The sequence below is a fragment of the uncultured Prevotella sp. genome (assembly GCF_946407605.1).
Classification (GTDB): domain Bacteria; phylum Bacteroidota; class Bacteroidia; order Bacteroidales; family Bacteroidaceae; genus Prevotella.
Genome location: NZ_CAMJOS010000050.1, coordinates 1 through 12,304, shown reverse-complemented (window position 1 = coordinate 12,304; position 12,304 = coordinate 1). Strand labels below are relative to the sequence as shown.

Sequence of the window (12,304 nt, the reverse complement as noted above, 5' to 3'; positions counted from 1 at the left end):
TTCTAACATAATGAACCCCGAAAGTTTTTTGTCTAACTTTCGGGGTTCATTTCATATTGCTGGGCCGGTGCCTTGTTTATGTATGATAGTAATTGATTACAGGATGATGCGCTGAGTCAGCATGATGTAACCCACCTTGCGCTTCAGGTCGCCCTGGCCAGCATAGTCGGTGTTGAAGAAGTTGTGCAGAGGCATTGAGAACTGCAGCAACAGCTTGTTCTGCTGTTTCTTGTCGGTGGTAGAGAAGGCGAAGTCAAGACCGAGACCGCCCTTGAGCATGTCGTTGTCGGTATTGAAATTCTTGGCTGTGGTGCTGCATCCTGTTACGATGTCGTAGAACACACCAGCCTCGAAAGCGTTCTTCTTACTACCCATGATAAAGCCCACACGAGGCTGGATGTAATAGCCACGCAGGTTCTCGTCGCTTTCCTCGAACACTACCTCCTGACTCTTGAAATAGGTGCCGGCATAGAAACCGAGTACCGACTCTTTCCACGAGGCATCCACGCCAATGGCATAGTCGCCGATGTGCTTGAAGGGGTTGCCGAAAGCATAGTGATAGGGGCCGTAGATGTCGCCATAGACACCATTGTCGCTGAACCCGCTCTTACCCATACCGATGGGGAACACCAGGTCGGGATCGGGGATGACGCAGTCTAACACCTTCTCTGCCTTACTGTTGTCGTCAGCGGCATATTCCTTCACCAGTGACTCAGCAGCAGCATAGATCAGGGTGGTGAAATAGTTGGTGCTCCAGGCACGTGTGTTCAGTGTCCATTGGCCATCGTTCTGGGCCGAGGCAGTGGTGCAAATCATGATTGCCAACACTGCCGTTGTAATCATCTTTTTCATTGTGTTTTAATAATTATTTTGAATTCAGGGTGCAAAGGTACGAATAAGCGAGCACAATACAAAGCAAAAATACAGTTTTTTGCTTTTATTGTCGAGCGAAAGTACCTTCGACCGTAGGTCAAAGGTAGTGCAAACCGAACGAAAAACCAAATTAACTTGAGTTTTTCTGAGGTGCTGCCTACATTCGGCGAAGCCAGAGGTACGAATAAGCGAGCACAATACACCCATTATTATGCTTGGAAACGAATGAGCATGTGTTTTTTAAAGAAACGAATTACAGGGTGGTTTCCTTGACCTTCTCGGCCTTGAAGCTAGAGCCAGTGAAGCGGAAGATGTACTGGGCCTCAACGGGATGGGAGGGGTTGGTGGTGTTATGACACAGGGCGGCGATATCCCTACCCTCAACAGGCAGGTTGAGACCGAACGAGTCGTAGCGGTCGGTAACGTCGAGGATGGTACGGGCGACATCGGGAACAGGCTCCAGGGTGTCGGAATCGGGGTCGTACTCATAAAATGCCAGCATCTGCTCGGCATTGGCCCACGACAGGTGATTCTCGGTGAGCCAGAAGCCCACGAGCTTCTTGCCGCTGGTGAGGTTCCAGTAGCAGCACTCTACACCCCAGTCGAGGTCGGCCTTCATATAGCACGACAGATAGCCATTGTTCTTCTTATCGACAATGAGATAAGAGGCCTCATCCTCCTTATACCTGTTGGGGAAGGCGAGGTATTCGAGCAGCGACTTGTTGGGCATATAGTCGGAGAACTCCTGGCAGAAAGCAAAGACTATGTTTGAGATGTTGGCGGTGCCATCGGCAGCAACGGGAGAGATGGGGGTCTGCGCCCACACATCGCGGATGGCAGGCAGGGCGGTCTCACCTGGGATGACACCATCATCGCTCATCTCGCCATCGCCCATCTGGGACTCCTCAGTGTTGGTTTCTACTGCGGCAGAATCGGCCTGCTGTGCGTCGGTCTGGGTGGCTTGTTTATTCCCACATGCTACCAGCACAAGGGAAAAGGCTGCCAATGCCATTATCATGAATTGCTTTTTCATAAGTGATTTATTTTTATTCTCCAATATACTGCATGATGAGGGCTACAATCTCGTCCTCGGTCTTGCCGTCGGCACTGATGACGAGGTCGTAGTTGCGGGTGTCGTAGCGTGACGACTTGGTGTATTTCTTCACGTAGTTCTCGCGCATCTTGTCCACCTTCTCGATAATCTTGCGAGCCTCATCCTCGCTGATGCCCTGCTTGCGCACCACACGGGCGATGCGGAAAGGCATGGAGGCCTGGACGAGGATGTGGAGGTGGTTGGGATGATTGCGGAACACATAGAAGCCGCTACGACCTGCGATGACACACGACTCGTCGAGGGCGATGGCCTTCAGGATCTCCGTCTCGGCACGGAACATCTCGTCGGTATCGAGCTCCTCGGGTTCGGCACCCTCAACAGGGATGAAATAGTTGGAAGAAGAGGCTGAGCCAGACATCTTACGCTTGAAGTCGGCCCACCAGCCCTGCTGGCGACCCTTGAGCTTCTCGATCTCCTCGACGGTGAGGTGATATTTCTGTTCCAAGGCCTGGATGAGGGCCTTGTCGAAGTACTCCGCACCAAGTTTCTCGGCCAGCTTGCGACCTACGGTGCGTCCTCCGCTGCCTAACTCACGATTGATGGTGATGACAAATTTCTCGTTCTTATTCATAATGATAGTATTTTATAGTTTTTACAGTTAATAGATAAGTATAGAGATGAGCGACGCAATGATGGTGCTCACGATGACACTCACCAGTCCTGGCATCATGAAGGAGTGGTTGAGCAGGTACTTACCAATGACGGTGGTGCCAGAGCGGTCGAAGTTGACGGTGGCGATATCACTGGGATAGTTGGGGATGAAGAAATAGCCATAGACCGACGGCAGCACGCCGAGCAGCACGGGGCCCGGGATGTCGAGGGAGTAGGCCAGCGGCAACATGGCTACCACCACGGCGCCTTGGCTGTTGACAAGCACCGAGACGGCAAAGAAGGCGAAGCAGATGGCCCACGGATACTGGCTGACAATACCTGTGAGACCTGCCTCCAGCTCGGGCATATAGTTAGAGAAATAGGTGTCGGCCAGCCAGGCAATGCCATATATGGCTACCACTGCCACCATGCCCGACTGCCACACAGGACCTGCCACTGCCTTTTTGGGACTGGCCTTGGCAAAGAGTATCATGAAGGCGGCGGCCATGATCATGACTATCTGGATGATGATGTTCATGCCGATGGGCTTCATCACAGGCGTGCCGTCGGCGGCCACCTTACCGCTATCGAACGTTGGACGGATGTCGAAACCAATAATCTGCATGAGCGAGTAGAATACGATGACGGCGAGGGCACCTACGAAGATATACACCGACAACTTGGCGGAAGGACTGATTTCCTTGTCGAGCACGGAGGCGGTGCCACCATACATATACTCACGCATCTCGGGGTTGGCCAGACGGGCCTGGAACTGCGGGTCTTTATCGAGGTCCTTGCCACGCTTATACGACAGGGCGGCAGCTGCCATCAGTCCGCACAGACAGGCGGGGATGGTGACGGCGATGACCTGCAGGTTGTTGACCCCGAAGCCTGCCTCATTACTGATAACCACAAACGATGCCACAGCAGCGGCAATAGGCGAACAGGTGATACCCACCTGAGAGGCTATCGACGCCACGCCACAGGGACGCTCGGGACGGATGCCTTTCTTCAAGGCGATGTCGCAAATGATTGGCATCAGCGTATAGACCACGTGGCCTGTGCCCACCAGCACCGTGAGGAAGAAGGTGCAGAGGGGTGCCAGGAACGTGACGTGGGCAGGATGTTTTCGCAGCAGCCGTTCGGCCAACTGGATGAGCCAGTCCATGCCTCCCGCTGCCTGCATGATACCAGCACAGGTGACGGCGGCGATGATGATGTAGATAACGTCGGTAGGGGGATTGCCAGGCTTCATGCCGAATCCCAATACCAGGATGGCGAGGCCGATTCCGGAGATGGCACCCAGCGCCAAGCTGCCATAGCGCGAGCCTACATAGAGGGCCAGCAGCACTATGAGCAACTGAATAATCATTATAATCTCCATAATAGTAATAGGTTAGTGTTATTGTTTGTTTTGAATGTTTTCGCGAGTGATCACCGTCGCACCTTCTTGCCATTTTCTATGACGAGACCCTTGGTATGGGCATCGGCACGACGGCCACTGATGGTATAGGTCTCAGAGGCAGCGGCGGCAGGACGCTGAGGGGCTACGACAGACGCAGGACGGCTGACGAGGGTGAGGCGCATGTAGTCGATATCGGGCATCCAACCGGAGGTGTTGTAGAGGCGCACCACATTCTCACCATCATTGAGGGTGACGGCAACCTTCTTCTTGGCCACACTGCTATATGAGCCGGAGTTGAGCGAGTAGGTGCCCACCTTCTGACCGTTGACCTCAAGGGTAAGGCTGCGGTTCTCGCCACACTCATAGGCCAACTCTAGGGTGTATTCTCCCCCACCCTGACTATAGACGTGGCGCCACTGCAGGTCGTTGTCGGAACGGTTTCCCAGCCAGCCAGCCTTCATGCCGCCAGAGCAGGCATTGTCGGAGGTATAGACACCAGAGACATACGACTGGTTGTTCTTAATCTCCTGATAGCGTGAGAGATAGGCGGTCTCTGCCTCGTAGAGCGTACGCTCCAGGCGCTGCTCGGCCTCGAGGGTATAGATGCGGGTGCCGTGGGCTGGCACGTTGACGGTGAACGACGTCTCGGCATCGTCTATGTCGGTCTGCTCGAAGCAGTCGTGCATCTTCACTCGTCCTGCCAACTCTACATCGGCAAAGTTGAGGGTGATGTCCTTATCGGCATCGGAGGCGTTATAGAGAGCCACAGCACGACGGGTGCCGAAACGCTGCGCGATATCCTTGACCAACACGTAGCAGTTGCCACTGCGCTTGGCCACATAGGCCTGCAGATAGAGGCTGTCCTGATTGAGAGCGATAAGGTCAGGATTAGAGAGTAGCTTGGTGACACGTCCGCTGACGGTGAGGGCTGACATGTCGCAACCAATAAGCAGGGGACTGGCCATGATGCACCACATGCCGAAGTGAGTCTTGTCTTCCTCTACGGTAAGGCCGCGACCTACCTCGAGCATATCCATGTCGTTGTAGTGACCATCGAAGCAATAGGCGGAGAGATAGAGGTTCTCGTCGATGATACCCTTGACGGAGTTCCAGCTGGCATTGATGTCGCCAGTGGTGCGCCAGGAGGTGCTGACATCGTGGATCCACGTGCCAGGATAGGCCCAGCGGCATACGTTATAGCGCACATCGGTGCGACCAGTACTCAGGATGGCCTGCCAGATAGCGCTGTAGCGTTCCTCCTCGTCGAGCTTTAGCTGGTCCTCGTTGTGGATGGGGTCGCCACCGCAGAAGTCAACCTTGATGAAGTCGAAGCCTAACTCGTTGAAGAAATACTGCGCATCCTGCTCGTCGTGCTGATAGAGGCCGGTGTTCTTGCCCAGGGCGTCGCCATTATGATAGCTGCCGCAGGTGTTATGGCCTGCATCGCTGTAGATGCCTGCCTTCAGACCTTTGTTGTGGATAAAGTCAACCACGGGTTTGAGGCCGTTGGGGAAGCGGCTCTTGTTGATAAGCAGCTGTCCCGTTTCGCTATCTCGTCCACCCTGGAAGCCATCGTCGATGTTGATATACTGATAGCCGGCATTCTTGAAGCCCTTGGAGACCATCGCGGTGGCCTGCTTCTTGATGAGGGTCTCATTGATATTAGTGAGATAGGTGTTCCAAGAGCTCCAGCCCATAGTAGGACCCTTGGGCGAGATCTGTGCCTGAACAGACAGGGAGAACGCGGCGGCAGCCAGCAGTGCGAGGAATGGATGTTTCATAGGTTCAGTCTTCTGTTTTATTGAGTTCTGTATTCTGTTAATTGTGTTCAGTCGGCTGTTGTTCAGTCGGCTGTTTTTTTATGATTCTAACAGTATCTTCACGATGCGCTCGGCAGTACGTCCGTCCCAGCGGTCGGGCAAGGCGCATTTCTTCCAGTTACCACAGAGCAGGTCGCTGAGGGCCGCACGAAGCTTGTCGGCATCGCCACCCACGAGGACATTAGAGCCCACGGTGACGGTTTCCTGATGCTCGGTATAGCTGTTGAGGGTGATACAGGGCACACCATTGAAGGTAGCTTCCTCTGCCACATTACCGCTATCGGTGATGATGCCCTTGGCGTGGGCCGTGAGCCAACCGAACTCGAGGTAAGGGAGTGAAGGGTGAAGGGATATTGGTGAAGGGTGAAGGGTGACGGGTGAAGGGAGATTAGATAAAAGCTGAGACACCACTTCGAAAGCCTTACCACGCAGGGGGGCGATGATGGGGGTATCGCCAGCAGTCTCGGCGATAACCTCAAGCATCTGCTTCAGATTGTCTTCATCGGCTAACAGGGCCTTGCGGTTTAGCGTCAGCACGATATAAGAGGAAGGAGGAAGGTTAAAAGTGGAAGGTTGGCGCAGGCGCTGGTGGTTGAAGCGGAGGGTGTCCATGAGGATGTTGCCCACCATGTAGGTGTTGGAACCTTCGGCCTGCTCACGGGTAGCCACACTATTGCTCTTAATGCCTGCGGTGAAGAGGTAGTCGCTGAGGGCGTCGATGACGAGGCGGTTCACTTCCTTCGGCATGTTCATATCGAACGAACGGGTGCCTGCCACGAGGTGGGCCAGCTTGACGCCACGTTTCTTGGTGACGATGGCTGCCGCCATGGTAGAGGCGAGGTCATCGACCACAATCACCACATCGGCAGGGTTCGCGTCGAGGTAGGCGTCGAAATGAGCCATCACCCTACTGGTAATCTCGTTGAGACTGGTGCTATCCACACCAAAGAACACCGAGGGACGAGGCATCTGCAGGTCATCGAACAGGGAGGGCTCCAGCGTGGGGTCATCCTCGCGACCTGTATATACCAGTTCGTACTCGGCACCGTCGGCCTGCTCTATGGCACGAATCAGTGGTGCCACCTTAACGAAATTGGGGCGTGCGCCCGCTACGATACATATCTTCTTCATTCAGATTTGATATTTTCTTTTTTACCCTTCACCTTTCACCCTTCACCTTTCACCTTAAGCAGTCTGTCTATTTCATCAAACTGCTTTCCCATATTGAGGTTCAGGTAGATGCGATAGAGCACGGGGGCCCATTTATCCTTCTCGTCAGGCATCAGCTGGCGGTACTGCTCCATATAGGGCAGCGCCTTCTGATAAGCCTGGCGCATCTGTTTCTTGTAGTGCCGTGCGTCAAGACGACTGGCTATATTGACGTAGGCCGAGCCCGCATTGAAATAAGGCTCTGCCATCTTTGGATTCATGTCGATGAGCTGCTGGCTGACCTTGATACTCTCGGAATAGCGTTCGAGACGCAGCAGCGTGGTACTCTTGGCAAAGAGGAATAGCTGACTGGAGTCGTTGACGGCTAAGGCGCTGTCGGCCACAGCCAAAGCATTCTCGTATTGTCCCCTGGCAATGTAAACATCCATCAATCGGGGGAAGAAATAATAGAACTGCGGATAGCGGCGGAAGCCCTCCTGCAGCGTGGAGAGATAGAGCTGTTCGTCGTTGAGCCACTTGCGGGCCTCAGCCACAAACAGCAGGGTGAAGTCGGCCTTGGTGGTGTCCTGCAATGCCAGTTTGTAATGGCGCAGGGTGAGCACCGGGTCGTTGAGTTTATAGCCGCAGTAGGTGGCCCAATAGGCTGCCTCGGGCATGCGGCTGTCGAGGGAGTCGTAGTGGTAGGTAGAGAACAGGGGCTGACGGGCACAGTCTATATAGGCCTCGTAATAGTCGTAGGCCTCGGTCCACTTGCCCTTGCGCAGCAGGAACGAGCCACCATTGAAGAGGTTGGGCCTATAGCCGTTCTGCTGTTCGGCATGGCTCTTGCGGTATTCCGGTGCCAGGCTGTCGAGGGTCTCGGCGATGGAGAGCATCTTTCGGGCATGACTGAAGAACAGGGCCGTGTCGTAGTTTTGCTTCAAATACAACTTCTCGTTGCCCTGCTCGTACTTGCCGCGCACAGCATCATAGTAGGCCAACCAGATGCGCTTGTTGGCACGGTTGGTCGAGTCGCCGAGAAGCTTTACCAGCACCTTCTCAGCATCGTCGTATTTGCCGCTCTTGATAGAAGACCGTGCCTGACTGAGCTCTTTCTTCTGAGCCATCAGGCACGGTGTTATCATGAGTAAGAGAAGCAAGGTCGCAATGAGTTGCTTCATTTTTACAGGTTCAAAGGGGTTATTAATGGCCGGCATTCACCAGCTTCTCCATCTCGTCGGACTTAGCCTTGTCGCCGATAGAGTAGTAGATCTGATAGAGAGGATATGCCCAGTTTACCTTCTCGCGGTCGGGGTCGAGTTCCTTAGAACGCTCCAGGAACGACTTGGCCTCAGTCAGGATCTCCTTCACCTTGTCGGCATTGGCCTTGGTCAGACCACCAGTATTCTTGTCAGCCAGCTTGTCCTTCAGGTCGATAGCCTTACCATTGAGGCAGACACCTGCGTTGAAGATACACTGGATGAAGTCGTTGTCGAGCTCGATGGCCTTCTTGTAGGCCTCGATAGCAGGATCCCACTCACGGTTGTTCATGTGAACCTGGCCAGTGAGGGCCCAAGCCATCTTGTTCTCGGGGTTGATGGCAATCTCCTCCTCAGCCCAGGCAGCCATAGCAGCCTGATCGTCAGAACGGGTGTAGTACTCCATCAGCAGGTTGAAGTAACGGTCCTCCTCGGGGTTAGCCTTGTGCAGGTCCTTCACCATAGCTACATAAGCCAGAGAGTCTTCCTTGGTCTTCAGGGTCTCCTTCTTAGAGAACAGCATGATCTCGTTGGCCTCAGCAGCCTTTGAAGGATCCTCGGCTGCCATCTTGGCGAACTTCTCTGCTACAGGATAGTTCTTCTGCTGATAAGCCACCAGACCGGCATAGTAGGCAATCTCTGAACGGTACTGGTCCTTGGTCACATCTTCTACCTCAGCACAACCCTTGAAAAGCTCGTCAGCAGGGCTCTCCAGATAGAGTGTCCACTTCTCCAAAGCACCATCGAGGTTCTTGTGGTTATAGTCGTACAGACCAGCGTTGATCAGGTTCAGACGCACATTCTGCATGCGCTGCTGATTGTTCTGACGGAAACGCAGTTTAACCTTACCCTTCTCGTTGGGCTGACGGTCGTACTCATCACACTTGATAGCAGCCTTCATGGCCTCGAAGCAGGCATTGTTCATAGCCAGGGTGTCGTACGGCACCTTCTTCTGCTGCATCACATTCTGCATATTCTCGTTCTGGATGGCAGTGAACTTGCCAAACTCAATATCGGCCTTCAGAGCCCAAGCCTCAGCCTTGTCTTCTGTGGCAGGCGAGTTGAGTGCGGGAGTCAGCATCTGCAGGGCGGCTTCAATCTCACCCTTGCCAAGCTGCTTCCTGGCTTCTTTCACGATAAAATCCTGAGCAAAGGCGGTGGTGGCAGCAGTTGCCATCAGGGCCATCATCATTAACTTTTTCATCTTCTTTTTGTTATTAAGTTAGTTAAACAATTATTCGTTAGTTTGGTTATTCTCACTATTCTCTGCGATCTCAGCACCCTCTGCAAGCTCGGCATTCTGTGCCTGCTCCTCGGCCAGTTCCTCCTCGGTAGCTTTCTGCACCTTGCAGACACTGGCGATGGTGTCGTTCTTCTTCGTCAGGTTGATGAGACGCACACCCTGAGTGGCACGACCCATGACACGTACCTCGCTGACATTCAGTCGGATGAGGATACCGCTCTTGTTGATAATCATCAGGTCGTTCTCGTCAGTCACCACCTTGATGGCTACCAGACGACCGGTCTTCTCGGTGATAGCGAGGGTCTTCACACCCTTGGTGCCACGAGCTGTCTTACGATAGTCCTCAATATCGGAGCGCTTACCGTAGCCGTTCTCGCTGACTACCATGATGGTCTCGGTCTGAGGATCGTTGACACATACCATGCCTACAACCTCGTCGTCGCCACCATCGAGACGCATACCGATAACACCCGTTGAAACGCGACCCATGGTGCGTACCTGGTCTTCGTTGAAGCGTACAGCACGTCCGTTGCGGTTAGCCAGCAGAATCTCGTTCTTGCCATTGGTAAGACGAACGCCTACCACCTGGTCGCCCTCGTTGATGTTGATGGCGATGACACCGGCAGCACGTACATTCTTATACTGGTTCAGACAGGTTTTCTTCACAATACCCTGCTTGGTGGCGAATACCACGTAGTGGCTGTTCAGGAACTCCTCATCATTGAAGTTCTTGATGCGCAGCACAGCATTGATAGAGTCATCGGGCTCGATATTCAGCAAGTTCTGGATGGCACGACCCTTAGAGTTCTTGTCGCCCTCAGGAATCTCGTAGCACTTCTGCCAGTAGCAGCGACCCTTTTGGGTGAAGAACAGCAGCGTGTTGTGCATCGTGGCAGGATAGATATACTCGGTGAAGTCGTTATCGCGATGACGGGCTCCCTTAGAACCCATGCCGCCACGACCCTGAGCATGGAACTCGCTCAGCGGGGTACGCTTGATATAACCCATGTGACTGATGGTAATCACCACGGGATCATCGGGATAGAAGTCCTCGGCATTGAACTCATGGTCGAAGGGGATAATCTCCGTCTTGCGCTCATCGCCATACTTCTCCTTCACTTCCAGCAGATCCTGCTTCATCACCTCCTTACAACGCTCAGGGTTGTTGAGGATTTCCTCCAAGTCGGCAATCAGCTTCATCAGGTCGTCGTACTCCTGGTGCAGCTGGTCAACACGCAGGCCTGTCAACTGACTCAGACGCATATCGACGATAGCCTTCGACTGGAGCTCGTCCAGGTCGAAGCGCTTCTCCAAGTTGCGCTGGGCATCGGTAGGCGTTGCCGACTGACGGATGATGTGTACCACCTCGTCGATATTGTTTACGGCAATGATCAAGCCCTCGAGGATGTGGGCACGCTCCTGAGCCTTCTTCAGGTCGAACTTGGTGCGACGGATGGTCACCTCATGGCGATGCTCAATGAAGTAACGGATGCACTCACGCAGTGAGAGCAGCTTTGGGCGCATCTTACCATGAGTGCCGGGGATGGGCACCAGGGCAATATTGTTCACAGAGAACGAGCTCTGCAGGGCTGTCATCTTGAACAGCTTATTCAGAATCACGTTGGCATTGGCATCGCGCTTGCAGTCAACCACGATACGCATACCTTGACGGCCTGACTCATCGTTGACATTCGAGATTCCCTCAATCTTGTGCTGGGTGGCCAGGTCAGCGATATACGCTACCAGGTCGGCCTTGTTCACACCGTAAGGAATCTCTGTCACCACAATCTTATCGTGGGTCTCGCCACTCTCGATCTCAGCCTTGGCACGCATCACGATACGTCCACGACCTGTCTCGTAGGCATCTTTCACTCCCTGCAGACCATAGATATATGCACCTGTAGGGAAGTCGGGACCAGGGATATACTGCATCAGGCCCTCGCAGTCAATCTCGGGATTGTCGATAAAGGCACAGCAGCCATCAATCACCTCACCCAGGTTGTGGGTAGGCATATTCGTTGCCATACCTACAGCAATACCGTTACCACCATTCACCAGCAGGTTGGGCACCTTCGTAGGCATCACACTGGGTTCCAGCAGGGTGTTGTCGAAGTTGGGATCCATATCCACGGTGTCCTTCTCTAGGTCGTCCATGATATGCTCACCCATCTTTGAAAGGCGGCACTCGGTGTAACGCATGGCAGCTGGCGAGTCACCGTCAACCGAACCGAAGTTACCCTGTCCGTCAACCAGCGTGTAACGCATGTTCCATTCCTGACCCATACGTACCAGGGCGCCATATACTGACGAGTCGCCGTGGGGGTGATACTTACCAAGCACCTCACCAACGACACGTGCACACTTCTTGTGCGGCTTGTCACTGGTGTTGCCAATGCCCATCATACCATAGAGAATACGGCGGTGTACGGGCTTAAATCCATCACGAACATCGGGAAGGGCACGAGCCACAATCACGGACATCGAATAGTCGATGTACGAAGACTTCATCTCTTCCTCGATGTTAATCTTCAAAATTCTGTCGTTGTCAATCGTCTGATCCACTTTTCTATAATGTTAAATTTTTAATACTCATATTTGGGTCGAAATGGGCGAGAATCGCGTTTAAGGCCATTTTTAAGCCCGCTGACGCGTTTTTGCCTTTTCGTTTCAGCGTACAAAGGTACAAAAAAAAACAAAAGAAAAAAAGTAAAAAGGTAAAAAAGAAAGGAAACACTGTCCATTTTTTACTTTTTTACCTTTTTACCCTTTTCCTTTTTATTTTTTTACTCTTTTCTATTCACCTTTCACCATTCACCTTTCACCATTCACCTTTCACCATTCACCTTTCAC

9 protein-coding genes are annotated in these 12,304 nt (G+C 53.2%); all 9 read right to left on the bottom strand.

The features are described from left to right. Positions 1-96: 96 nt before the first annotated feature. The gene (locus Q0R57_RS13845) at positions 97-852 is read right to left on the bottom strand and encodes a hypothetical protein (RefSeq protein ID WP_294748942.1); all 756 of its coding nucleotides are present in this window, start codon (positions 850-852) and stop codon (positions 97-99) included. Between the two features lie 274 nt (positions 853-1,126). Beyond that, positions 1,127-1,906, bottom strand: coding sequence for a hypothetical protein (locus Q0R57_RS13840; protein ID WP_294748939.1), 780 nt, complete (start codon positions 1,904-1,906; stop codon positions 1,127-1,129). Positions 1,907-1,919: 13 nt separating this feature from the next. Then, the gene (locus Q0R57_RS13835; RefSeq protein WP_294748936.1) at positions 1,920-2,558 is read right to left on the bottom strand and encodes a cytidylate kinase-like family protein; all 639 of its coding nucleotides are present in this window, start codon (positions 2,556-2,558) and stop codon (positions 1,920-1,922) included. Between the two features lie 27 nt (positions 2,559-2,585). After that, complete coding sequence (locus tag Q0R57_RS13830) at positions 2,586-3,962, bottom strand: anaerobic C4-dicarboxylate transporter (protein ID WP_294748933.1); 1,377 nt, start codon at positions 3,960-3,962, stop codon at positions 2,586-2,588. Between the two features lie 50 nt (positions 3,963-4,012). Further along, a complete protein-coding gene (locus Q0R57_RS13825; protein WP_294748931.1) occupies positions 4,013-5,764 on the bottom strand; it encodes an alpha-galactosidase in 1,752 nt (583 codons plus the stop codon). Positions 5,765-5,842: 78 nt separating this feature from the next. Continuing rightward, positions 5,843-6,934 carry a UDP-N-acetyl glucosamine 2-epimerase gene (locus Q0R57_RS13820; protein WP_294748928.1) on the bottom strand — a complete coding sequence of 364 codons (1,092 nt, stop codon included), beginning with the start codon at positions 6,932-6,934 and terminating at the stop codon, positions 5,843-5,845. A gap of 35 nt (positions 6,935-6,969) precedes the next feature. Continuing rightward, on the bottom strand, positions 6,970-8,079 hold the full coding sequence (locus tag Q0R57_RS13815; RefSeq protein ID WP_294748925.1) for a tetratricopeptide repeat protein: 1,110 nt from the start codon (positions 8,077-8,079) through the stop codon (positions 6,970-6,972). A 76-nt stretch (positions 8,080-8,155) separates the two neighbouring features. Beyond that, on the bottom strand, positions 8,156-9,415 hold the full coding sequence (locus Q0R57_RS13810; RefSeq protein WP_294748923.1) for a tetratricopeptide repeat protein: 1,260 nt from the start codon (positions 9,413-9,415) through the stop codon (positions 8,156-8,158). Positions 9,416-9,445: 30 nt separating this feature from the next. Next, positions 9,446-12,016, bottom strand: coding sequence for a DNA gyrase subunit A (gene gyrA / locus Q0R57_RS13805; protein ID WP_294748920.1), 2,571 nt, complete (start codon positions 12,014-12,016; stop codon positions 9,446-9,448). Positions 12,017-12,304: the final 288 nt, after the last annotated feature.